Source organism: Candidatus Zixiibacteriota bacterium (assembly GCA_040752815.1).
GTDB lineage: Bacteria > Zixibacteria > MSB-5A5 > GN15 > FEB-12 > JAGGTI01.
Map to the genome: position 1 here is coordinate 14,359 of JBFMGC010000019.1, position 24,076 is coordinate 38,434.

Here is a 24,076-nt window from a genome sequence, read left to right on the forward strand (position 1 = left end):
GTCTACGCTGCGCACTGGATCACAGTGGACGAGAACGTCTACCACGCACGAAGTGTCGGGACCACCCGCCACGGGCGGGTCCCGACCTACACTCTATCAAGTCTCGTCAAGAATCCCCCCACCTGCTGCAATCGGCGCTCCGCTTCGTCACGGTCGCAGCGAAGCCAGTGCATCGCAATCGCCAGCTTGACCGAGCCGCCGGATCGACGCAGCAGTTCTTCGGCGTCGGCCAGAGTAATCGACGACAGTTCCATCAGTATCTTTCGTGAACGGGCAGCCAGCTTTTCGGAGCGGGCCTGAAGGTCGATCATCAGGTTGCCGTAGGTCTTGCCGAGCAAAACCATCGCAGTGGTCGAGATGATATTCAGCGCCATCTTCTGCGCCGTGCCCGATTTCATGCGGGTTGATCCGGTGACAGCCTCCGGGCCGACCGGCAATTCAATCAAAACGTCCGGTTTGACCTCGAGATCGGCGGCGCGATTACAGATGATAAACGCGGTCTTGCACCCGACTGAACGGGCATACTCGAGCGCCGCGAGTGTGTACGGTGTCCTCCGCGACGCCGCAATCCCGATCACAAAGTCGTGCTGAGTGAGCTTCTGCTTCTGGAGGTCTCCTGATGCCGCATCACGGTTATCCTCGACTCCCTCTTTAGACAGCACCAGTGTCTCATACCCGCCGGATATGACCCCGATTATCTGATTCGGATCAGTGCCAAAAGTCGGCGGGCACTCGGCGGCATCGAGCACGCCGAGCCGACCGGACGTACCGGCACCGACATAGAACACTCGGCCACCGCTGCGCAGCGTCTGCGCGTACATCTCCGCAGCTTTCGCCAGTGAATCCAGCGCGCTCTCGACCACCGCGGCGACTTTCTTATCCTCGGCGTTGATCTTCCGGGCGATCTCGAACGGCGAGAGGCGATCAATATCAATCGTGTCCGGGTTGACCTTCTCCGTGTCGAGCTGTTTGAGCTGCCGAATGAGCGCATCCATATCGGTCATGTCGCGAACGTAGGGCGGTGCGACTGATCGGGCAACAAAAATGCGGTGGTGGTGGTCCACTCCGCCTAAGGCGGACGGTGGGTGGAGTTTATGAGATGCACTCGTATCGTCGCATCCTGCACGCCCTGCGGGCGGTCCGCCACAGACGGATACTCGTCTGCCCCTTGTTCCGCTTTTGTCCGGGCAGACCAGGAGGTCTGCCGCGCACGTTAGTCGCTTCACGGCGCGGTTACGACTCGGATCGTGTCCTTGAGCGTAACCGCAATCGTCCCGAACCTGCCGGTGATGTCGGTGCGGTCGATGTTGTCGGCGAGCTGAATCGGCAGCGGTACCGGCAGGAACTCTCCGGCCAGAGTGCTGTCGGGTGAGCCGCGGAAGGCGTAGACGTAAATGTTGTACAGCCCCGTATCGGGCAGATCGGTAACCGTGTCGATGAATGCCTCGGGCGGAATGGTGCCGGCCGTGCCGGTGGTGGCCGCCAGGGCGCTGTATCCCGTGCCAGTGTACGCCCGATTCGCCTTTACCGCCGCCAGGATGTAACCCTGGGCGAACGATGACGCCGTCCATTCGAGCGACACCTGTCCCGCGCCCTGGAGCTGGTGGTTGGCCGGATCGATGTTGTCGGTAATCGAAAAGGTATCGACAATCTGCGTCAGGACGCTGTCCACAAACCTGGTGTTATCGGCCAAGCGAAAGTACGTCTCGGTACCCGCATTTGCTGACGCCGGACTGACCAGAGCCAGGTAGGCCGAATCCACCCCATGATTAAACGTATTCAGGTAGTACGGAAAAAAGACCATTGTCGAGCCGGCGAACCGCAACGATGCGTTGGTGACAATCGTATCGTTGCGCCGGAATTGTGCTGCCGCGAAAGCGTAGTTGGCGTTCATCTCCTGTATGAGAGCACCCTCTACGCGATAGTCGGCGACATTGTCGCGTCCGGTCGGCGAGCTGTTGCAGCCGACCAAAAACGTACCGCCGATCGCAATCACAGCCGTCAAGGCCATGAATAGACGAGAGTTAGGCATGGTATCCATACCTTTCTTATCGGCATGGCAAAGCCCCGAATTTAGAAGGCTGAGTATAGGCCGGCCGCGGATACGAAACCGATTCCGCCCGGCCCACAGGGCTGCCGCTATCGCGCCGAGGCGCCGCCGGTTCTTTCTCTGGCAGGCAGGACTTTCCGGAAGATCATTTCCGCAGGGCAAAAGCCGGTAAACGACGACTGGATCAGGTTAAACGACACAAAAGCCGCCAACAGCAGATACCAGGGGGAAACGAAGTAGTACAGCAGCAGCGAGACCGCTACAAACGTCCCGGCCAGAAGTCTGACAGCGCTTTCTACCGACATATTGGATCTCCTTTTTTCGCCTGAGTAACAGCTAATAGTTATAGGTAAGTTTCAAATACACGTTGTCGTTTTTTTGGAACTGGCCGAAATCGGTGTTCTCGTGTCGGCCGGCAAAGAGGTTCCCTCCAGCTGCGATCGTAATCTCGTCCGTGTATTTATAGGCGGCGGACAGGCGGACATAAATATCTTCGTCGGTGGGCGAATAGAAACCGAATGCGGACAGGGTCAGATTCTCGCTCATGGCCAGCTTGGTGATTCTGCTCGTCAACAGGTGGCGGACCTCGTCGCGTACGAACACTCCCTGGGGCTGCTGCGCGGAGAATTTGTCATAGTCGGTCATATAGTCGAGCTGCCACTGGATATTAGCGGTAAGGTTGGTGGCCACCTGGCGTTCGAATCCGAGCAGGCCGGTCACCGACGAGTTGGGCACGAGCGGACTTTTGCCATCGCGGTCATCGCGTGAGTCGAGATACCCACCCTCGGTCCAGAGCACGCCTCCAGCGAGAGTTCCGCGCGCCGACGCGCCGAACACGTTGAGTCTCGGATAGTATGGGACGAATTGCGGCGCGTTGTCGACCATGACGACATAAGCGCCCATCGGGTTTTTGTAGAAGCCATGGTAAGCGTACAGCGACACGTTGAATCCGCCGATATCGCGGCTTAGCCGGGCTGCGATTTCAGCATTCTTGAATTCCGGCTCCGGCTGGGGCGGATCGAAGTAATACAGGGGCGACAGCCCGGTGCCTACTATCCCTGGCACAAACGGGTTATAGTAGCTCAGGCGATCACCGGTGGGCAGGCGGTTCGGCTCGAAACGGGGCGACCAGACCAGCGTTAGTTCGCCCAGCGGACTGTAGTATTCCGATCGAAGGGCGTTCTGCGGCTCTTTGAGATACTGGTCATCGCGACCGACAAAAAACGAGCGGTAGTCCTTGGCGAAGACATCGTTGATGAAGATCAGGTCGCCGGTCCCCCAGGTCAGCACCTGGCGGCCGACCTTGAAATCGAACCGGCTGCCGAGGCGGAATTTCAGATACCCCTCGCGAAGCTCCCAATCGTACGACGCGGTATCGGCGCCGTCGAAAACAAAGTCAAGCCGCCCGAAAAACTCGCCGCTCGCGCCGGTGTGCTGCACGCGCAACTGAAGGCGGGTTTCCGACGCCGTCTGTTCGGTGGCAGTCGGGTTGTTCTTATCCAGACGGCCGCCATAGAGCCCCTGGAGGAAGCCGTCGAACGTGACTTGAGCGGGGGCCGGGGCTGCCGAGATCATCAGCAGCCCAGCAAGAAATAAGGCGAGTTGTCGCATCATCAGCCCCGCTTTACTTTACAAACTGGCGCGGCGGGTTTTTCAGATAACGCTCGGTGAAGATGTCGTCGGTCAGGCCCAGGTTGTAATCGATACTGGCGAACTCGACTGTCGTTTTGCTTCCCTTCTTGACATCCTCCATGGTGCGAAGCGTGACCGTGAGAATCCCCTCGATCGTATCAACCCGGTCGGCATGGAACAGCCGTACCAGCGTTCCCTTCTTGTCGAAGTATTCCTCTTTGAGCGGGAGCAGGCCGGCCTTGTCGATATATGACACCTTGCGGGCAAACCCCTTGTACTCCTGCTTTGGTACGGATTCGATCACATACACCGGCTTGCCGTCGAGCTCCTGCTCGCCGATCAGCTTGTGCTCGTCCTCGGTCCAGTGACGGCCGGAGACGTCCTCGTAGGTGAAATCGGAGCCGACAAAGCTCGAGTTCTTGTCATCGGCTGAGATCGGCTTGATGAGATCGACCGCGGGTACGTAGATCCACCGCTTGTCGTTGCCGTCGGCGGACTTGTGCACCATGAAGCTGAGACGGGAGACATCAGACGGTTTCCGAAAATAAGTATAGTACTTCTGATTGCCGCCTTCTTCAATGTCGAGCCGCAACATGCTGAATTCGCGATCGCGCACTTTGCCGTTTTTGTCGATCAACTTCATGTTGACCTCGGCCAGACCGTCATCGCCGGCATAGTAGTAGGCCAGATGCGAATTCTTCATGATCTCGGTGGCGTCTTGCGCCTGGGTGGTTGCGCCGGTTAACACGCTGATCAGGGCGATTACAAGGGCCTGTCGTAGTCCTTTCATTACCATTACTCCTTGTGTTCTCATATCATCAATATTAGCCACTCCGTGTCCGGCAGATGTCCACAACAGCCGACCTGCAAGGTGTGTTGCATTCAATTCCCACTCGGCTGCGGTTCGGCGACAGCAGCAGATTTCGACCTGGCCTGTAGCCGCAGCAGCGCACCGTGAAATTGCCGTGTTATAGCCGGCAAGAGCAGCATCGTAACCAGTCCGGAAACGATCATTATGGCCAGGAAGAACGACCCAACCGTGATGTACGGCACCAGCGATGAGAACAGCATCGGCACAAAGCCGATCGCTATCACCAGCACGTTGCGGCCGATCGCCCGGCCGGTACCCTCAAAAATCTCATGAAATGACTGTTGAAAGTCGTGCGTCCGGCGATGGATCATACGCAACCGTTCGATATAATGAATCGCGAAGTCAATCGAAAGGCCGAGCGTGAGCGACGAAAGCACCGCCACCGGCATGTCGTACGGCTTGCCCACGTAGCCGAGAAAAGCATAGATGGCCATTATCGTCAAGGTCAGCGGTAACATCGAAATCAATCCCCAACGCAGTGACCGGAAGAGGAAAACCATCATGATCAAAACGGTCACATAGGAACCCAGCAGTGACGAGCGCATGCCGGTAACCATTTGGCGCTGCCATTCGATATTTATGTACGGCAGGCCGGCCCATTCGGCCTCCACCCCGCTCGGAAGCTGGTGATTCGCCATGTACTGCTCGGCGCGCTCCACCACTCGGCTGACCGACATGTTGTCGCCGTTTTTCATCACTACCCAGAGATTCGCTTTGTTGTAGCTCGAGGTTACGAACTTGAACAGGTCATCGGGGTCGCCACCCGACATCTCGAACAGAAACAGCATCTGGGCGATTTCGTCCTGCGATTCCGGCAGACTGGCTTTGGTCGAATCCCCGCCATAAAGCTCGTAGCGCACTTTCTTCACTATGTCCGGCAGGCCGGTTGTCGAGCCTACATTCTCGTCGACGGCCAGTTCCCGCTGCATTGATTCGATATAACGCACCATCGCGGGGTTCTTCATGGCGTCATCATCAGGGCTTTCGAATACCAGATAGTTCAAGTATGTCCCGGCCAGGTGCCTGTTCATGGCGGCATCGGCAATACGGATCGGATGCGATTGCTTGAACCACTTGACCGGGTTGTCGTTCACCACGATCAGCGACAAACCCACCGCCGCCACCACCGCCAGCGCCGCGGAACCATAGATAATCGTCTTGCTCCAATTGAATGAAAAGCTCCGGAAACCGTGCATGATCCTGGCCAGCAAACCGTGCTCGTCATCCGACGCGCCAAAGTCTCTGAGAGTCTTGTCCGGAATCAGCATCCCGATCGCCGGGTTGAGTGTCAGCGACAAAAACCACGCCACCAGCACGCCGAACGCCACGAATATGCCGAATACCTGTACCGGTGGAATGGGGGTCAGCGCGAGCGAGAGAAAGCCGGCGATTGTAGTCAACGACGTGAACAGCATCGGCATGAACAGCTCGCCGATAGAGTGACGGATGGTCGCGTCCTTGTGCTTGTAACGTTTGTAATGATCGTGGAACTCCGATATGATGTGGATCGAATTCAATACCGCGATGGGGATGAGGAAGATCGGAATCATCGACGACATGATATGCACCGTGTTGCCGGTGAGGATCAGAAGCCCCATCGCCCAGATCGTTGACATCATCGCCACCACCATCGGCGCGAGGACAATCCGCAGGTTGCGGAAGAACATAAGCAGCAGCAGGAAGATGATCAGCATGGCGGCCGGCGCGCTGTAAGCCATCTGGACAAACATCTCTGCGCCGAACGAATCCTCGGCCAGCGGTAGTCCGGCGATATGATACTCCTCGTCGCCCTTGTATTTGTCGATGATTTGACGAATCTCCCCCGCTATCCGGTGCGACATGTCTTTGGATTCGATCGGCACCATGATCGCAACCGCTTTGCCGTCCTCACCGGCCAACTTGCCGCGGAATATCGGGTTGGCGTTGATCCGGCTCCGGATATAGTCGGCCTCCTCCTGAGTTGTGATTTCACTTTCCATGAGCGGCGCCACCACGAGCGTGCCACCCTCGCCCTGCTTGATATCGTCGACTGTCGACGGCGCCATGATGTCGTCAACCACTACCCCCTCGATATCCTGAATCTCAGCGGTGATATTATAGAGGCGATTGAGGGTCTCAGGAGTGAACGCCCCGGCCTCGTGCACGACCCCAACCGCAATAAAATCGGCCAGGCCGAACTCGTCCTTGGTCTGGTGCTCGAACAGACGCACCGGCTCGTCCTCGGCGAGCATGTTCTCGGGATCGGTGTCGATCTTCATGTTAAGGAACTGAACCGCGAAGAAGACGGTGATTACCGACGCGATACCGATTACCCACCAGGGGTGCCGGATCGAAAAGTTAGTCAGAGCTTTTGCCATGTACTATCCTCGTGCCGTTTAGCCACGTTTGCCAGATTAGATGACAATGTGCTTCGAATGATTCAAAAATTATGTCGTGATTGCAGTCAATCTAGCTAAGTCTTTGTCGAATAACAAACAAGAGGCCATCGCGTTCCCCTGCACCTTCCGGGTAAACGAAACTCACTTGGTAGAACCCGACGTTATTTCCCAAGGCGAATACGTCGCTCCGCAATCGCACGCTCGGGCCTGTCAGATCATCGATCGGGCGCCCATGATCTTTCCACCCAGAAGAAGGCCATACCTGTACGCTGTTCTACGAATCCCATGCGGGGCCAGCCACCATTTCTCAAACAGTATTTTGCCGACGTGCCAGGCCTTTCCAATTTTCTTTAGTTTTACTTCCGGAGAAGGTTCTGCAAAAAAGTTGCCATATGCGAACCCGGCAAGGTCTGCACCGGCTTCAAGCATGCAGTAACCGTCACCACAGAAACTCACATTCGACTCACGTCCTGTGATGCTTCCCGCGACTCGACGTGCGACTACTAACGCCTGGGCATGTGCGAATACTCCTGCCTTGGGAAGCATAAGAGGAACCTCCGGTTTCCATCGGCCCGGTATCGGAATCGACGTCACGTCGCCAATAGTGTAGACGTTGTCTACCTTGGTTACCATGGAAAACCTGTCGACCGGTATCCATCCAGTCTCATTAGCCAGCACAGATTTCCGAATAACGTCCGGGCTTCGATGCGGCGGGATCGCCACAAGAAGATCATAGGGAATGGCGCCCTTGTCTGCGAACAGCATCTGCTTATTTACGCCGTCTACGGATTGAAGCTGATGAAGTGAGTGATACCTGATCTTTCTCGCAGCGAGCATTGCGGACGCCGCATTGGCCAGGAGCGGCCCGGCTACCGGCATCGGCTGAGACTCCGGAGTAAACAGATCGATTTCCACGGCAGCCCGGCGCCCGCATCGACTGAAAAAATCGGCTATCAGCATAGCTCCTTCAAGGGGCGCGCCGGGGCACTTGTATGGCAACGCAGCGACTACAACCGCAATTCTGCCCGAGCAAAATTCTCTGAGTGCGTTGTGCAGCCTGCCGGCGCCGTCCAGTGTATAAAACGTGTGTGCCACCCCAGCTAATCCCGGGACTTCACCCGGGGCCAGCTCGGCGCCAAGCGCGACAATCAGGTAGTCATAGGCCAGCACGCCTTGGTCGGTTTCGACCTGCGCCCGCGTGCTGTCGATGGCGAGAACATTGGCCCGGAGAAAGTCGACACCAGATCGAAGCAGAACTTTCACGGGTTGAGTAATCCTACCGGGGCGACGGTGGCCTGTCATCACCCACAGGAATGAGGGGGCAAAGGCATGATTCTCGTTGCGCTCCACGAGAATGATTCGGTGATGCCAAGGGAGTAGTTGCCTCAGTTCATTGGCGGCCACAAGTCCACCGACACCGCCGCCCAATATCAATACTGTCTTGGAGTGAGTCATCTTATTCTATCCGGCAGCCGGTATTTTCTGAACGAGTTCAGAATACAATGGTCTTGTCCGCCCAGATCGTCCAGTCGGTGAGTTCTTCCATGGAACTACGATGAACTCCGTCGAGCAAGTCCCTTTCCGCAATGCCCCGGGCATCTGCGCACGATCCACATACGCCGACCGGTATCTCGGTCGACACCAGGCTCCTGATCATCCGCTCAAGATTGTAGTAGCCTGACGGTGTCTTCTGGCCCTTCATAGCGCAGCCGATTGCATCCGCCATGAGGAATACATGCAACTCGATACCCTCCCTTTTGCTAAGCGAGACAGCCAGCCGCAACGCATTATACGAGCGCTCTGTGCCGTAGGGCGGGTCATTCAGCAGCAAGAGTATTTTCATGTTTCTCCTATCTCGGGTCTACAACTTCCTTTCTTGCCGAGTGAACTACCCTGTTTCGACCGGCATGCCGGCCTCTTCCCATTCAGCGACTCCATCCTTCAGTCGGGTGGCTTCCAGTCCTTTTGACCGAAGATACGAAACGGCCTCTTGAGCAAGTACGCAGTACGGCCCACGGCAGTACGCGACAAACTTTTTGTCGGGAGGGAACTCTTTCAGACGCTTTTTAAGCGCTGACAGGGGCACCGATACCGCGTGCGGCAAGTGACCGGCCGCAAATTCATCGACAGGCCGAACGTCAAGAATGACAACCTCACCGGCTTTCGCCTGCTTCAGCAGCCTCCTGCGCTCAACCGGCAGAAGGGTCGGCGAGTCGTCAAAGTAATCAGCTATGATGCGATCGATTTCGGCGAGCCGCCTCTGGGCGATCTCGCGCAGGGTGCGAAAGAATCGGCACACTTCGCGATCAGCCAGACGGTAGTAGACAAATACGCCATCTTTTCGGCCGTCGACCAATCGAGCCACTCGAAGGACATGCAGGTGCCGCGAGGTATTTGCTATTGACATCGATGATTGCTGGGCCAGTACCTCGACGGTCTTTTCGGACTGACACAACAGGTCCAGAAGCTCAAGGCGCTTGGGGCTGGATAGGGCGCGGCCCAGGAGGGCGAACTGGGCGTAAAGTCTGTCCTTAGTCTCTCGTGCAACGGACACCGTATTATCCTCAACTATTCAATCAATTAATTGAATATATTACGTTTCTCCCCCTGCCGCAAGCGATTTCTTGGGCCGCCATCCTCCAAAGTGCCCTTGCTTAGCCCGTCGCTTTCGTGGCGCTGCTCATGCGTCCCTTCCAGTCGCGGCCGCCTAGCCAAGCTATACTCCTGACCAGATAGATCCTGTCGTTGTAAGCTGTTGTCCGGCAAAGTATTTGGTGGAAGTTCGGCACTATGAACGCACGCTGATTGAAACCACACTGCCGGGTCGGAAGGCAAGCGGGTAGTAACGTGGATCAGGAAAGTCAGACGTCCCGGTGCCAGGAGCCCCACCCGCTTGCGCGTGGGATCGAGATGCCACTTGCGTGAGGTCCTGCCCTCCGCCGGCAGATGAGGACATCTGCCGGGCCCTGTTATAAAGCCGCCGGCAGATGAGGACCCCGCGCTCCTGCGCGGGGCCGGGCACGATGTTGACAGAAGTCTCGCGTAACAGCCCGACCTCGGTGGCCCACCCGCTTGCGGGTGGGATTGCGAGTATTCTCACGTGAGAGACACCGTCGGGTTCCGCGCATTCTCCAATTGAACGCGAAACCCGGCATCACTGACTAAGAACAGTCCGGCAGCCCCAGCGACGGGCCGGTGATAAACAAGTAGTCGATCAGGTAGGTGATATCACCGATGGAAACGTCCTCGCAAGTCGGCTCGCCCGTGGCCGATTGATTGATATCCGCCTCAGGCAGACAGTTCAACACACCGTCACACGTGCCGGTGATAAACTTGGCGTCGATCATCACAGTCACGTCGCCGATAGTCGGCTCGTCCTCGCCGCTGCTGTTGGCATCGCCGACTCTCGCCACACAACAGCCGCCGCCGGTAAGGCTGAACACCTGCTGAAAGCCGGAATGCAGCTTGTAGTTGGTCGACGTGCTCCAGCCGACGGCGGTCTGGCCGACCGTGGCGTTGAGCAGGTAGTTTGTCGAGGACAAACCGACTCCGCCACCCGATGAGATCGTCTGCCAGGGGATTTTCTCCCCGGTGGCGAACAGGCTGGACGCAGCCAGCACCAGCCCCAGCGTCAGAATGGATAGTGATCTTGAACGCATCATGGCACGCTCCGTCTGCTTACTTCTTGGACGCGATTTCTTCGATTAGCTTCTTCAATTCGGCCACCTGGGCCTTGAGTTCCTGGTTTTCTTTCCGCAGTTCCTTGACCGCGGCCAGCGCGATACCGGACGGATCAATAGTCGAAATCGTCTTGTCATTGGCGCCTACGCCAAACACTTCCTTGAAATCCTGGGCGGTCGGGCCGATATGCGTGACCTCGTCCGACTCGTTCTTATAGTTCCACTGTGTGATACGGAGCTGCTCGATCTTTTCGAGAATCTTTTCCCCGTCCACCGGCTGGAAGTTCTCTTTTATGTCAGCGTCCGAGACATTGACCCAATTCGTACCGTTGCAATAGGCCCCTCCGGCTACCTCAATGGCTGCCGATGGCGCGGCCACACCGATACCGACTTTTGATTGGAAATACGCCTCTCCGTTTGTGCCAATCTGTGCTGCTACCGTACCGACGCTGTTGCGAAGGATACTACCATCGCCATTCATAACATGGATCACTGTCCCATTCTGTTCGAGAGAGATGCTGGGCCCGGCCGCGCTATCCACTACGATTCGGGCTGATGACGGCTGGGTGGCGTAGATAAAGCCGGATTGAAGCTTGTACTCTGTTGAAGTGCTGCTGCTAGTGGTGGTCGCACTGTAATCATCGGTGCCGTCATTATTGAGATCAACAGCACATACCGTGCTGGCCGTCGACGCATCCGTCGCGCTCGCAACCATCCTTTGGGCGCCGGTACCCTTGGTCTTGATGGCCATGCGAGCACCAGCTTCATCGGCGGAATCGACAATTTGACTCTGCGTTGGCCTGTCGCCCCGCTCGAAGAACGTCTTCAGGATTGACCTGGACTGTGTCGCATTTGACGATGATCCGACATCCGGCGTGCCGTCATCGTCGACATCGACCACCATCGCCATGGCAGTTTCTGAACTGTCGACTTTTTGCCAAACGGTACCATTGAAAATGCCGTCCCCATCCAAATCAGCACCAACGACCTGCACTGCCGAATCCTGATATGTGGTGCTGCTGATCCGGTTCTTGTCGGCTCCGGTCCCTTTGGTGTTGATGGCCACATTCGAGGTCGTCGGAGTGATCACGACCGACGCGGACCCTTCAGGATCACCGTCATCATCAGTGTCGTGGGTACAGGCGATGGCTGCAGAATCCAGAGTTGTGGTGCCGGTAACTGCCACGCGGTTCTTGTCGGCGCCGGTCCCCTTGGTGTTGATCGCGACACTGGACGTGGTCGGCACGACGGCAGATGCAACTTCCTGGTCGGGTAAGCCGTCGCCGTCATCGTCTATCGCGCATGTGTGCACGGCGCTTCCTTCGCCGGTGGAGCCGGAAACGAACACCAGTCGTCCGCTCTGAGCGCCGGTGCCTTTGGTGTTGACCGCGTGTTTGGCGCTGGTAGCATCACACGATGAAGAGACAATGCGATCAGGTGACCCGTCGCGGTCCACGTCGGCCACTACTACCTTGCGCGCGCCAAGATCATCACATGTGGTAGTCACCGATGAGTTTTGCATCAAACCCAGGTGCAGGAGCTTGGATTCTAGTTCGTTAATCCTCGTCCGCATATTGATGCTTGAGCTGGAACTGCCATCGCCCACGTCGCAGGCCTGCACGACCGAATCCGGCGTGGCCGCCATTCTTATTGTACCGGTGGTGCTGCCGCTCATGCCGCCTTTCCATCTGGAAGTCGCACCGTTCTCAGTTACCGCATCCTCGATTTCTACCTCGGGCGTACCATCGGCGTCGCTATCGACATCCAGCAATACGAAGGAATGTGGTGTAACCGAACCGGGCTTCGCTACAACCATGCCACGCCACCGAGCCAGCCCATTGGTGGCCTGGCCATTGACGCTGCTTGCGCTGAAGGCACTCGGGACGGCTCCAAGCCGCAGCCGGGGACGAAGAGTCTCCGGGCTTCCGCTCACCAGTACTTGAACTTCCAGGTACAGGTCCTGTTGGGCGAAATCTGTGAACACATCAAAGAAGCCGTTCGTGAGACCCAGTTCTGCGGAAAAGAGTCCGTCTTTGGTCTCGATGTCCTGCGGCTCGCTCCAAAGCTGAGCCCCACCCACTGAGTCGGTCCACAGGCTGAAAGTAGCAGCGTATGCACCGTCGGCTAACGGCGTGTCGTCAGAATTCAGAAGGCGACCGTGATGGGAGATGACTGGCGTGGCGGCATGCGATGGCATCCACACGGCCATCACCACCAGCACGACTACCAGACGAAGCAGCGATCTTGGAATCATGCGATTCTCCTTGAGACTGGGGGTTTTGAGCTCGTACCCGGCGCGCTGGGAATGGCAGATTGCAACTCGCGTCGAGTCTGTTCATTTGTATGCTAAAATAAACAACATGGACCTATAGTGTCAAGAATAATCCGCAACAAAGACCCTTGAATCGTGTTTTGCCCGCACGACTGCGCCGAGCTGACTGTTGGCGACCATCACCCATGATCGAAGAATGAACGAAGCCGCGGTGTGAGTTTTGCGGAGGCCGGCCTCTCGACCATACTCCGGCGCGATTGGACAGAGTGACAAGCGCTTAGCACCGCACGCCAGTTGCCAAACTGCGGCTTAAGTGAATACGACTAACCGAGATTTGCGGGAAGAAATGTGAACTAATGCACAAGCATAGTTACGACGGCGCTTGTTGTCGAGGGAAATGAGCAGGATTTATCGCTCGAGGCGCCTCAAAATCGTCACGCCCACACTAAAACCGACTACGCCGATGGTAACCAGCATTCCAAGTGGCAAAAGCATATCACTCCAGCCGAAACCGCGCCAGATCGCGCCTTCCAGAGCGAGGATGCTCCACTTGACTGGACTGAAACTGCTCAGCGTACCCAGCCATGCGGGCATAAACATGAGCGGCATCATCCCGCCACCAGCCATCGACATCACGAGCAGAATAGCCCAGCCGGCCCCCGCAACCGAGTTTTCTGTCTTTCCGAGCACGCTGATAAACATCATGACACCCACGAAACAGATCCCGGCAGCGACGATTGACACGAGCAGGACCGAGTAGGACGCCACTCTGACCTGGAACACCAGCACGCCGAACAGCATCAGCGCGAGGCAGACCGTCACACCCGCCATGAAACAGGCGAGCCCCTTCCCTGCGAGAATTTGCGTTCTCGAAATCGGCGCCAGCCTTAGGCGCATATAGGTGCCGCGGGTACGTTCCATGACCAGGCCGATAGCAAAGGCGGCCACCACACCAATCAGCGCCCACTGAAGCGATTGGGGAAACGTGATTTCCCAACTGGAGCGCGGCCCTCGCCGGTTCACGGCGATATCCTCGAATTCGAGATTCAACTGGCCGAACGGCGACCCGGAACCGCTCCCGGCCGCGGTTTCGGACGAGGCCAGGTCCTGCAGGACGCTATCGAACAGAACCAGCGATTCCCTGTAGAGCGACTTCTTTTCGCCGGCCATTCCCGGTGCGCTGTCGATATGAGAGATACCTTGTTGAATCCATTTCCTGGTGCGATCACGATCCGTGAACATCTCCTGCACCTGGCTGAAATAGGCCTGGTTCAACAGCCCCTCAAGATAACCGGCTTCGGCTTTGCACGACGGATCGATACCTACCTTGAGGTTGCCCTCAGGCATTCCGAAAAAGCCGCCTTGTGTTCCGGCGCTGTCGAGATACTGCACATAAGCTACAAGTTTCCCCGACGCAACAAGATGACGGGCTGAATCGAGCGGAAGGTCCTGAATCGCCAGCGCCGATGACTTGCCGAGTACCTCGCGTAGAGCTTTTGCGGAGGGCGAGGCGCTTTCGCTTACCCAGGCGATTTTGAGCGAGCGTGCCCCACCCTCGCCACCGGAGAAGATCGACCCAAAGAACAGGGCCATCAGGAGCGGGAAGGCGATCACCCAGAACATGCCGAACCGGTCGCGCCAGAGCTGGCGAAGATCTTTGAGAGCTATGGCAATGATAACGGGCATTAGTCGCGAAGCCTCCGGCCGGTAAGGTTGAGAAACACTGATTCCAGGTCCGGACTGTCCACGGTCAGCGTCCGGAACTGAACCCCCTGCGCATGAAGGCGGGCGACATCTTCAAAGGGAGTACGGCATTCGAAGCGAAGCCGTGTGCCGTCAAGAACGCCTGGCAGCGACACGTCGGCCGGGTTCAATTCTAATTCGGCCGTCACCACCGCCACGCCGCCGTGGCGGGCCAGCAAACTGGGCACGGTGTCGAGTACGAGTATCCTCCCATGGTCGATTATCGCCACCCTGTCGCACAGGCGCTGCGCTTCCTCCATGTAATGTGTGGTATAGACAATGGTACGCCCCTCCCGTCGAAGTTGTTCGATCAGGTCGAAAATCAGGTTGCGGGACTGGGGATCAATTCCGACAGTCGGCTCATCGAGCAGTATAAGCGGCGGATCATGCACGATGGCACAGGCCAGATTGAGCCGTCGCTTCATGCCACCTGAGTAGGTGCTCACCCGATCGGCTCTGCGATCGACCAGGCCGGAAAAGGTCAGACAGAACTGCACACGCTCTCTCAGCTGTTTCCCCGAAAGCCCATAGAGCCGCCCGAAAAACGTCAGGTTTTCCTCGCCGGTTAGGTCCTCGTAGATCGCCAGCGCCTGCGGGGCGTTGCCGATACCCCGGCGCACCGACGGTTCGAGCGGATTTCCGCCACCATTGATATTGACGCTGCCGCTGTCCGGGGCCAGCGCCCCGACCATCATATTAATGGTAGTGCTCTTTCCCGCGCCGTTCGGACCAAGCAGTCCGAACAGCGAACCGGGGGCGATATCGAACGAGACGTTATCAACCGCCACAATCGAACCGAATCGCTTGATGAGGTTGTTTACGGAAATCATTACGGATTATACGTACGTTGAAAGCCTCGCACAAGTTTCTTGCAAGAGACAGGAGCACTCAACCTTGACTTGCGGCGGTCGGCCCCCGTACCATTGACCTTGATAGAACACGCTACAACAACGCGAGGTACCGATGTCCCACCGTCCGGAAATCACCTGGCAGTCAGTAACAGGCGCCATAGTTGTCTCCGCCATCATCTCCATGGCCTACCCGTACATTGTCCTCAAACTCGGCATGGGCCCGAACATGAGCGTGCTGGCCGCTTTCCTGGGGGCGATCTTTCTGTCGGTCACGGCCATGGCCACCCGCGGCCGCAACGCGGTTCAGAACAATATCATTCAGTCAGCGGCAACATCGGCGGTTTCGACCGCTTTCATGTGCGTGGTGGCGGCAGCGTTCGGTTATCTCGCCATGAACGAATCGGTCGACGTAAAAGTCAGCATCACACCGTTCGAGATGTTCACCTGGCTGGCCTGTTCGGGCGCGATCGGCGTGTTCTTCTCGGCTATGTTCCGAAGATATTTTGTGGACGATCCGGAGATGATTTTCGCCGACGGTGTCGCCGCGGCGGAGACGATAAACGTGCTCGACCAGGGCGGGGCGGCCGGGCCTCGGCTGAAGATTCTCGGGGTCGCGGCGCTGGCCGGGGCGATAGTTTCGTTTCTTCGCGATGCCATCGGTCTGCTGGCCAATCTCGGCCTGGCCATGCGGTACCGGATCGGCATCGAATGGAGCCTCCTCAATGTCGGGACCGGCCTGTTGATCGGGATGAATGTGGGCATGTCCATGCTGTTGGGCACGGCCGTAGTCTGGTTTTTCGGGCCGATGGTCATGGAAAAGGCCGGGATGTTTATCGTGCAGAACTCGGTCGCCCCCCAATACTGGGAGCAGGTGCAGGCGTTGGCCGGTTCGGGCACGCTGGATGCCGCGCAGACAGAGTTTCTTCAGCAGCACGGTGGCATGATGGCCGGTTACCTCTCCGGCAATCACTTCTCGATTGTCATGCTTTGGTTCATGTGGCCGGCGACCGCGCTGATGATATTCGCCGCCCTCACCGCGGTGCTGCTCAAATGGCGCTCGATAGCCACCATGTTCCGTGAGCTCCGGTCCGCCAAAGCGCCGGGGCAGGAGCGGACCGATGTGTCCCTTCGCACCATCATCATCATGAGCACGCTGTTCACGATCTTGTTAGCCGTAATACAAAACCTCCACTTCGCCATGCCCTACTGGCAGACCATCGCCGCTGTGGTTTGCGGCCTTCCCCTGATCCTGGTCGGCGTGCGGGTGCTGGGCGAGACCAATAACGGCCCGGTGTCACTGATGGCCAACACGCTGCAGGCGATTTTCCGCGCCTTCTCGCCGCATATCGGGCATAACCTGGTGGCGGCCGGAATGTCCGGCAACATCAACTCGCAGGGTGAGGGACTCATGCAGGTTTTCAAGACCGGCAAACTGGTGGGGTCGACTCCGCGCGTTCTCACCTGGGTGCAGTTCTGGGCGGTGCCGATAGGCGCGGCGGCAGTGGCGATAATGTACCCGGTACTAATCGGTCACTACGGATTAGGCGGCGATGGTCTCGCGGCGCCGACCGGCCTCAAGCTCGCCAACATGGCGGTGCTCATGTCCAAGGGGATAAGCGCCTTCCCGCCGGGCGCGCTGCTGTGGACGGTAATCGCCTCAAGTGCCGGCGTGCTCATAGCGCTATGTCGCGATCGGATGGGCTGGCGCTGGCTCCCCAGCGCGGCCGGGTTCGGCTTCGCGCTGATATTGCCCGGCACACTGAACATCCCGATCGGGCTGGGCGCACTTATCGGCTGGATCTGGCAGAAGTATTCCCCCGGGACCTACGAACGCAACTACGTGACCGTGGCCTCCGGGTTTATTGGCGGCGAGGCCCTGATCGCCGGTTTGATATTGCCGATCCTGTTTTACTTTGGCGTGTTCTAAACCGAAGTATGGGTACAACGCTCACGCTATGTGACCCGTTTTCTTCTTCTCCTGCTTGATCTGCCAGAGGCGCCAGTAAGTATAAACAACCGGAATGATTTCGAGTGTCAGGAAGGTCGAGCTGATCAGTCCGCCGACCATCGGTGCGGCGATTCGCTTCATGACATCGGCGCCCGTGCCGGTGGCCCAGAGCAGCGGTACCAGGCCGATCATGGTCGTGCTGACCGTCATCAGTTTGGGCCTCACCCGCATAACAGTCCCCTCCATGTGAGCCCAAATGATATCGTTGACGTCCCGAATTCTGCCGGCCTTTTTTCGTCGCTCGTATGCGTGGTCGAGATACAAGATCATTACGATACCCGTCTCCGTGGCCAAGCCCGCCAGCGCGATGATCCCGACCAGCGTCGCCGTCGAGTAGTTGTAGCCGAGGAAATACATCAGCCAGATGCTCCCCACCAGCGCGAACGGCACCGAAGCCAGCACAATGAGAGTCTCGGTGAAGTTGCGGAAATTCAGATACAACATGATGATAATCAGAATGAACGTGATCGGGATGACCACTTTCATCCGCTTGGCCATCAGTTCCAGTAGCTCGTACTGGCCGGTCCATTTCAGATAGTACCCGGGCGGAATCGGCACCTGCTCGGCAACGACCTGCTTGGCTTCGTTAACGTAGCCGCCGATATCCCGTTTGTTTTGGTCCATGTCGACGTAGACATATCCGACGAGCATGCCGTCTTCGTCCCGAATCATCGGCGGGCCGGTGGCTATTCGAATGTCAGCGACCTCACCCAGTGGTATGCTGGCGCGCCCCTCCGGCAGGCGCGTGGGCTTTCTGGCTGCCGATCTGTTCATGCCGCTCGCTGCCGGCATGCTCTGCACATTCATGCCGCCGGCGCCCCCCGGGAAAGACGTGCCGGAAGAGCCGCCGCCCATCTTTTCGTTTTCCATCTGAGCTACAGTCATCACACTTCGCAGCGCCTGATAGTCCACCCAGGGGTCGGCACCGGCGAGCAGCGGCGATGCCACACTTTGGGCAGGACGGTACCAACCCATGGTCATGCCATCAGATTGAGAGTCGGATCCTCCGGACGGCAACGGCACCAGCACTTCCTTCAGGCGGTCCACGTTCTGACGGAGATCGCGGGGATAGCGCACGTTGATCGAAAAGCGGTTGCGTCCCTCGATGGTCACCTCAACCGGCAATCCACCGATGGCGGCCTCGATCACATCCTGAACATCGCGCATGGTCAGCCCGTAACGAGCTATCTTGCCACGATCGGGGATTATGTCGATGAAGAACCCGCCGGTGTTACGATCTGAGTACACGGAGCGGGTGCCGGAAATCGATGATAGCGATTGCTCCAGTTCCATGCCGATGCGCTCGATTTCGGCCAAATCGTTCCCGAAAATCTTCACACCGATAGGCGTGCGAATGCCGGTGGAGAGCATGTCAATTCGGGTCTTGATCGGCATGGTCCAGGCGTTGGTCCAGCCGGGCATCTGCATCGCCTTGTCAAACTCGGCGATAAGTTCTTTCCAGGTGATAGTCCGCTCCTCCGGCCAGACGGGGCGAAGGACCTTCTTGAGAAAGTCCGGCGCCCAGCCCGAATACCAGCGCTTCTCGGGCACCTTGCGCCACTCGTCTGTCGGTCTCAACTGGACTGTCGTCTCGAGCATACTCAACGGGGCAGGATCAGTCGGGGTTTCCGCCCGACCAGCCTTCCCGTACACGGAAATCACTTCGGGGAACGACCGTATGACTCGGTCCTGAAATTGCATGTACTGCTTGGCCGCCTCGACGGAGATGTTCGGCAAAGTAGTAGGCATGTAGAGAATGTCACCCTCGTTCAGGGGCGGCATGAACTCCGAGCCGATTTTCGGGATCATCGGGATCGCCGAAACGATAGCCATGAGACCTATGAGAACGGTCGTCCTCGGATTGCGCAGAGCCACGAACACAAACGGCTTGTAAACTGAGATCAGGACGCGGGATACGGGATGCTTCGATTCTGGATGAATTTTCCCCCTTAGAAAAGTAACCATGAGCGCCGGCGCGAGTGTAACAGCGACAATCGCCGCGAAAAACATGGCGAAAGTCTTCGTATACGCCAATGGCGTAAACAGTCTTCCGCCCTGGCCGGTGAGGGCAAAAATCGGAAGGAAGCCGATCGTGATGATCAAAAGAGCATAGAAGATCGACGGGCCGACCTCCTTGGCCGCCGCGATAATGACCTCTATCCGCGGCACCGTGGCCGGGGCGTTCTCCATGCGCTTGTGGGCGTTCTCGACCAGCACGATACTGGCGTCAACCATCGCACCGATGGCGATGGCTATCCCACCGAGACTCATTATGTTCGAGTTGATCCCAAGAAAGTACATTGGAATAAACGCCAGTCCGACCGCGATCGGCAGCGCGATGATCGGCACGAGGGAACTGCCAAAATGCAGCAGAAAGATGATGATGATGGCGGCGACGACGACGCCTTCTTCTATCAAAGTGTCCTTCAGCGTGTCGATGGCCCTCGTGATCAGGTTGCTTCTATCGTAGACCGTTCTGACCTCGATACCTTCCGGGAACGATGGTTCCAGTTCTTCAAGCTTAGCCTTGACCCGCTCGATAACCGCCAGCGCGTTCTCGCCGTAGCGCATCACGACAATACCGCCCACCGCTTCACCCTCGCCGTCGAGCTCGCCGACACCGCGACGGATATCGGGGCCCAGGCTTACCCGAGCGACATTGCCGAGCAGAATCGGCGTACCGGTAGCGCTCTTACCCAGGCCGATCTGGCGTATCGCATCGAGACTCTGAATGTACCCTTTGCCACGAATGAAGTACTCCCGCTCGGTAAGCTCGAGCACCCGGCCGCCGACATCATTGTTGCTTGCGCGAATCGCCCGGCTGACATCGCCGATACTGAGACCATAGGCACGGAGTTTCTCCGGATCGACTTCCACCTGGTACTGCTTTTGGTAACCGCCGATACTGGCGACCTCGGCCACTCCGGGCAGCGATGCCAGTGCGTATCTCAGGTTGAAGTCCTGAAATGTGCGCATCTCTGAGAGGTCATGTCTGCCGGTGGTGTCAACGAGTGCATACTGGAAGACCCAGCCTACCGACGAGGCATCGGGGCCTATGATTGGCGTGACACCTTTAGGCAGTTTCCCTTCGAACTGCTTCATGTATTCGAGCACCCGGCTTCGCGCCCAGTAGATGTCAGTTCCCTCATCGAAAATCACATAGACAAACGACATCCCGAACATCGAATACCCCCGCACTGCCGTCACATGTGGGGCCGACAAGAGAGCTGTGACTATCGGGTAGGTGACCTGGTCCTCGACAAGGTCAGGGCTGCGTCCCATCCATTCGGTCCACAGGATCACCTGAACGTCGGACAGGTCCGGGATGGCATCGAGCGGGATATTCTCAATCGAATACCAGGCGCCGAGACAGGCGAAAAGCGTCCCGATGATCACAACCGACCGGTTGCGAGCGCAGAAATCTATGATGGCCTTTATCATTGGTGTCGCCTTTCCTCGCGGCTACTTGCCGTGTCCGGCGTGGGCATCGGTCTGCGTGGCGCCCATGCCGGCAATGGCCGCTTTGAGACGGCTTTCGGAGTCGATCAGGAAGTTGGCGCTGGTCACCACTTGTTCACCCTCAGACAGTCCCGCCAGCACTTCCATATAGTCATCCGACCTGCGGCCGGACTGGATCAGCCGGGGTTCGAAATGAGTGCCATTGTGAACGACGAAGGCGTACGTCTGGTCGCCGCCATCCATGACTGCGTCCGACGGCACCGCGAGAACGCGGTCACCCTTGCCTTCGAGCGCCACCTCGGCGTACATACCCGGCTTCAAGCGGAACGACTGATTAGAAAACTCCATTCGTATCTTGAGCGTTCTGGTTTCCTCCGAAACTGCCGGGTAGATGAAGCTGACAAGGCCCTCAAATTCCTCACCGGGATAGGCCGACGTGGTCATGCGAGCCTTTTGTCCGACTCTGATACTGGCCAGGTCGCGCTCGTATACGTCCACAAGGACCCACACGCGGCTAAGGTCGGCCACCGCAAAGAGCTTTTGATCGGGGCCGATGAATTGTCCGGCGACTACGTTTTTCTCCAGCACGTATCCGGAAAACGGGCTTTTGACCCACAATTCCGCGCTGGGTGAGTTGGCCGTCTCAAGGCGCGCAAATTCCTCTGCGGGTATACCCAGCAATTGCAGACGCTGCCGCGCGACATCGAGCAGTTGTTTTCGCGTCTCTTTCAGCATTGGGTCTGCAACACGCGCCATCGCCTCGCGTGCGACGATATAATCTTGCTCGGCCTGATACAGATCCTGGCTGTAAACCGACAGGAGCTTTTGATTCGCCGTCACCGGCTGGCCGGTCTGAGCCACCTCCAGCTCCTTTACCCAGCCGCTGAATCTGACATGAATATCCGACAGGCGGGTTTCATCGGGTGTAACGAATCCGACGAGCCGAAGACTCCCATTCAGCGGACGACGCTCTACTCTGCCGGTACGAACGCCTATGAGCTGGAGCCGTTGCGGCTCGATTGTTACCGGCACAAGACCGGGGACAGGCGCCGAGCCGAGATTATCCGCCCCGCCCACTCCGTGGGCCGAGTGGTCCACACCCGTCTCCGCCTTAACCGACTCGAGCGGCATACCACACTTGGGGCAATCACCCGGCCTATCGGAGGTCACTTCGGGGTGCATGGGGCAGGCATACGTTGCTTTCGCCTCGGGCACCTGCTCCAGAAACATCCCACACTTGGGGCACCTGCCTAGCGTGTCTGAGATTACCTCGGGGTCCATAGGGCACGTGTACTGGCCGGGCTGGGCGGCCATAGGAACCTGTTCGAGAAACATCCCGCACTTGGGGCATCTGCCCGCGGTGTCGGAGACTACCTCCGGATCCATCGGGCAAGTGTACTGGCCCGGCTTGGCCATGGAGGCTGATTGGGCTTCATGCCCGGACTCGCCCATGGTGTCACCTGATGCCGCAACCTCGTGTCCCTCACTATCTATAGCCACCAGGCTCATACCGCAGATCGGGCAGTCGCCCGGCTGATTGCTGATATACGTGGGATGCATGGGGCAGTGGAACTGCTGCGCCCCTGCGGCATCGCCACTCCAGGGGGTCAAACCGAAATAGCCGAGCACCATGATCAGCGCAAACAAGGTCATGGCTCCCAAGATAACCCACCGCACTATCGCCATCGTGTGCGTCAGCGGCGGCGCCGCCTCTTCTCCTTCGGGCAACGGCTCGTGTTCATGCGGATCGTATTTGCGAATGTCTTCAGCCATTGTGATTTCCTCCGGTTATCTGCTTGCCCCGGCAGCACCCACCGAATAAGCGGCAGGGCCCACCGTGTAGCGGTCGATCTCGGCCATCGTCCGAGCGAGCTGGTTGTTCACCTCGTTTAACATCAGCCGATCCCGGTATACGTTGACAGCAAGCATCAACAGGTTTGTGTAGGGAACTCTATTCGACGCATAACCGGCAAGGGCGCTTTGAAAAGCATCCTGGGTGATCGGAATTATGCGATTGCCGTAGAGGTCCACGGTTTGGACTAAATGCACAGCGGTGGTATGGAGAAGCCTCAGACGGGACTCAATCTCCCTGCCCAATTGGAGCGCTTCCTCATCGACACTTCGGCGCATCGCCTCCATCGATTCCGCCATTCGCCTCTGCTGGCGACCGGCGAATATTGGAAGCGTCAAGGTCGCCTGGAAACCAACCATGTTGTCGCGATCCTCCATCTCCGTGTCGGTGCGGAAGCCGTAATTCGCGGAGAGCCCCAGCATCGGCCAGCTCATCCGGCGCGCCGCTCTACTCGAGAAAGTGTATGCCTCGGCCTGGCGTGACAGTTTCCTCAGCGGCGGATAATTCTGCCGGGCCGCTGCCAACCAGTTATCGGGGCTCTGGGGGACTTCGGGCTGGCTTGACACAGCGAGCGGCAGCGCATCTGAGACCGGATCGAGTCCCCTGAGAATGTTCAGGTTATAGCGGGACTCATCGACCATGTGCTCAGCTTCGAGCAGTTGCGCCTGGAGTCGCCACAACTCGGCCTGAGCGGCGAGAACTTCATCCTGGCTGGCCTGGTTTGTCGCGAGCTTGGACTTGGCCGACGCCACCACCGCTTCGAGTAGATCGTGTTGTGCGGCCAAATCGCCCAGCGAGCGAGTACGATAATACAAGTCGGCAAATGCGTATCGCGCCGCCATCACCAGATCGACCTCCATGGCGCGACGGTCTTCAGATGCGGCGTCGGCCTCAGACTGTGCCGCCTTCGATTGAAGACCCTTCTGGCCGGCATACGGGATATTCTGGCTCAGGCCGACCATCTTCATGGTCATCGGGTCCATATCGAAGTCGAAAGACGTCGGCAGATTGGCGACACCAAGCATGAGCATCGGATCATCCCACGCTCCCGCCGGCCCCACTTTGGCCCGCGCTGCCTGCTCCATATAGCGGGCTGCAGCCGCTCTATTATTGTGCAGCACTACGTCTCTGATGACCTCGTCGATGTAAAGGCTGTCACCGGGTTGGCCAGCAACTTGCGATACCAGACAGAAAACGAGAACGAAGACTCCCGCCCGCCAGTGTGTGACTGGCGGCCTCAACTCGTCTTTTCTGCGATCCAGCATCCTCTATCACTCCTT

17 protein-coding genes are annotated in these 24,076 nt (G+C 57.9%); 1 reads left to right on the plus strand and 16 read right to left on the minus strand.

From position 1 onward, the window contains the following. Window positions 1-86: 86 nt before the first annotated feature. From murQ to AB1772_06690, 13 genes are all read right to left on the minus strand, one after another. Window positions 87-1,004, minus strand: coding sequence for an N-acetylmuramic acid 6-phosphate etherase (gene murQ, locus AB1772_06630; protein ID MEW5796021.1), 918 nt, complete (start codon window positions 1,002-1,004; stop codon window positions 87-89). 218 nt (window positions 1,005-1,222) lie between these two features. Further along, window positions 1,223-2,032, minus strand: a complete 810-nt coding sequence (locus AB1772_06635; GenBank protein ID MEW5796022.1) for a hypothetical protein — start codon at window positions 2,030-2,032, stop codon at window positions 1,223-1,225. 107 nt (window positions 2,033-2,139) lie between these two features. After that, window positions 2,140-2,355: a DUF2892 domain-containing protein gene (locus tag AB1772_06640; GenBank protein MEW5796023.1), complete on the minus strand. Its 216-nt coding sequence runs from the start codon at window positions 2,353-2,355 to the stop codon at window positions 2,140-2,142. Between the two features lie 31 nt (window positions 2,356-2,386). Beyond that, window positions 2,387-3,664 (minus strand): DUF1302 family protein, encoded by a 1,278-nt coding sequence (locus AB1772_06645; protein MEW5796024.1) that lies wholly within the window; start codon window positions 3,662-3,664, stop codon window positions 2,387-2,389. A gap of 10 nt (window positions 3,665-3,674) precedes the next feature. Then, window positions 3,675-4,472 carry an outer membrane lipoprotein-sorting protein gene (locus tag AB1772_06650; GenBank protein ID MEW5796025.1) on the minus strand — a complete coding sequence of 266 codons (798 nt, stop codon included), beginning with the start codon at window positions 4,470-4,472 and terminating at the stop codon, window positions 3,675-3,677. A 92-nt stretch (window positions 4,473-4,564) separates the two neighbouring features. Further along, window positions 4,565-6,910 (minus strand): efflux RND transporter permease subunit, encoded by a 2,346-nt coding sequence (locus tag AB1772_06655; protein MEW5796026.1) that lies wholly within the window; start codon window positions 6,908-6,910, stop codon window positions 4,565-4,567. Between the two features lie 231 nt (window positions 6,911-7,141). Further along, the gene (locus AB1772_06660; GenBank protein MEW5796027.1) at window positions 7,142-8,386 is read right to left on the minus strand and encodes an FAD/NAD(P)-binding oxidoreductase; all 1,245 of its coding nucleotides are present in this window, start codon (window positions 8,384-8,386) and stop codon (window positions 7,142-7,144) included. A gap of 37 nt (window positions 8,387-8,423) precedes the next feature. After that, window positions 8,424-8,774: a DsrE family protein gene (locus AB1772_06665; protein ID MEW5796028.1), complete on the minus strand. Its 351-nt coding sequence runs from the start codon at window positions 8,772-8,774 to the stop codon at window positions 8,424-8,426. 45 nt (window positions 8,775-8,819) lie between these two features. Beyond that, window positions 8,820-9,485, minus strand: a complete 666-nt coding sequence (locus AB1772_06670; protein ID MEW5796029.1) for a metalloregulator ArsR/SmtB family transcription factor — start codon at window positions 9,483-9,485, stop codon at window positions 8,820-8,822. A gap of 607 nt (window positions 9,486-10,092) precedes the next feature. Further along, on the minus strand, window positions 10,093-10,593 hold the full coding sequence (locus tag AB1772_06675; protein ID MEW5796030.1) for a hypothetical protein: 501 nt from the start codon (window positions 10,591-10,593) through the stop codon (window positions 10,093-10,095). A gap of 16 nt (window positions 10,594-10,609) precedes the next feature. Then, window positions 10,610-12,865 (minus strand): tail fiber domain-containing protein, encoded by a 2,256-nt coding sequence (locus AB1772_06680; GenBank protein ID MEW5796031.1) that lies wholly within the window; start codon window positions 12,863-12,865, stop codon window positions 10,610-10,612. Between the two features lie 426 nt (window positions 12,866-13,291). Continuing rightward, window positions 13,292-14,569, minus strand: a complete 1,278-nt coding sequence (locus AB1772_06685) for an ABC transporter permease (protein MEW5796032.1) — start codon at window positions 14,567-14,569, stop codon at window positions 13,292-13,294. Continuing rightward, window positions 14,569-15,456: an ABC transporter ATP-binding protein gene (locus AB1772_06690; GenBank protein ID MEW5796033.1), complete on the minus strand. Its 888-nt coding sequence runs from the start codon at window positions 15,454-15,456 to the stop codon at window positions 14,569-14,571. The genes AB1772_06685 and AB1772_06690 overlap by 1 nt, the downstream gene beginning before the upstream one ends. Window positions 15,457-15,589: 133 nt before the next feature. On the opposite strand from AB1772_06690, the gene AB1772_06695 reads away from it, so the two are divergent. After that, on the plus strand, window positions 15,590-17,404 hold the full coding sequence (locus tag AB1772_06695) for an OPT/YSL family transporter (GenBank protein ID MEW5796034.1): 1,815 nt from the start codon (window positions 15,590-15,592) through the stop codon (window positions 17,402-17,404). A 21-nt stretch (window positions 17,405-17,425) separates the two neighbouring features. Here the strand turns inward: AB1772_06695 and AB1772_06700 are convergent, their stop codons facing one another. The 3 genes from AB1772_06700 to AB1772_06710 are packed head-to-tail and all read right to left on the minus strand — an operon-like array spanning window position 17,426 to window position 24,061. Further along, the gene (locus tag AB1772_06700) at window positions 17,426-20,926 is read right to left on the minus strand and encodes an efflux RND transporter permease subunit (GenBank protein ID MEW5796035.1); all 3,501 of its coding nucleotides are present in this window, start codon (window positions 20,924-20,926) and stop codon (window positions 17,426-17,428) included. Between the two features lie 21 nt (window positions 20,927-20,947). Beyond that, complete coding sequence (locus AB1772_06705) at window positions 20,948-22,717, minus strand: efflux RND transporter periplasmic adaptor subunit (GenBank protein MEW5796036.1); 1,770 nt, start codon at window positions 22,715-22,717, stop codon at window positions 20,948-20,950. 15 nt (window positions 22,718-22,732) lie between these two features. Next, window positions 22,733-24,061, minus strand: a complete 1,329-nt coding sequence (locus AB1772_06710) for a TolC family protein (GenBank protein ID MEW5796037.1) — start codon at window positions 24,059-24,061, stop codon at window positions 22,733-22,735. Window positions 24,062-24,076 lie beyond the last annotated feature (15 nt).

What these genes read in the sequence shown, in the direction of transcription:
- AB1772_06660 (MEW5796027.1), bottom strand. Translation starts at nt 8,386, where the DNA reads ATGACTCACTCCAAGACAGTATTGATATTGGGCGGCGGTGTCGGTGGA.
- AB1772_06650 (MEW5796025.1), bottom strand. Translation starts at nt 4,472, where the DNA reads ATGAAAGGACTACGACAGGCCCTTGTAATCGCCCTGATCAGCGTGTTA.
- AB1772_06655 (MEW5796026.1), bottom strand. Translation starts at nt 6,910, where the DNA reads ATGGCAAAAGCTCTGACTAACTTTTCGATCCGGCACCCCTGGTGGGTA.
- murQ (MEW5796021.1), bottom strand. Translation starts at nt 1,004, where the DNA reads ATGACCGATATGGATGCGCTCATTCGGCAGCTCAAACAGCTCGACACG.
- AB1772_06685 (MEW5796032.1), bottom strand. Translation starts at nt 14,569, where the DNA reads ATGCCCGTTATCATTGCCATAGCTCTCAAAGATCTTCGCCAGCTCTGG.
- AB1772_06665 (MEW5796028.1), bottom strand. Translation starts at nt 8,774, where the DNA reads ATGAAAATACTCTTGCTGCTGAATGACCCGCCCTACGGCACAGAGCGC.
- AB1772_06690 (MEW5796033.1), bottom strand. Translation starts at nt 15,456, where the DNA reads ATGATTTCCGTAAACAACCTCATCAAGCGATTCGGTTCGATTGTGGCG.
- AB1772_06695 (MEW5796034.1), top strand. Translation starts at nt 15,590, where the DNA reads ATGTCCCACCGTCCGGAAATCACCTGGCAGTCAGTAACAGGCGCCATA.
- AB1772_06645 (MEW5796024.1), bottom strand. Translation starts at nt 3,664, where the DNA reads ATGATGCGACAACTCGCCTTATTTCTTGCTGGGCTGCTGATGATCTCG.
- AB1772_06705 (MEW5796036.1), bottom strand. Translation starts at nt 22,717, where the DNA reads ATGGCTGAAGACATTCGCAAATACGATCCGCATGAACACGAGCCGTTG.
- AB1772_06675 (MEW5796030.1), bottom strand. Translation starts at nt 10,593, where the DNA reads ATGATGCGTTCAAGATCACTATCCATTCTGACGCTGGGGCTGGTGCTG.
- AB1772_06710 (MEW5796037.1), bottom strand. Translation starts at nt 24,061, where the DNA reads ATGCTGGATCGCAGAAAAGACGAGTTGAGGCCGCCAGTCACACACTGG.
- AB1772_06680 (MEW5796031.1), bottom strand. Translation starts at nt 12,865, where the DNA reads ATGATTCCAAGATCGCTGCTTCGTCTGGTAGTCGTGCTGGTGGTGATG.
- AB1772_06700 (MEW5796035.1), bottom strand. Translation starts at nt 20,926, where the DNA reads ATGATAAAGGCCATCATAGATTTCTGCGCTCGCAACCGGTCGGTTGTG.
- AB1772_06635 (MEW5796022.1), bottom strand. Translation starts at nt 2,032, where the DNA reads ATGCCTAACTCTCGTCTATTCATGGCCTTGACGGCTGTGATTGCGATC.
- AB1772_06640 (MEW5796023.1), bottom strand. Translation starts at nt 2,355, where the DNA reads ATGTCGGTAGAAAGCGCTGTCAGACTTCTGGCCGGGACGTTTGTAGCG.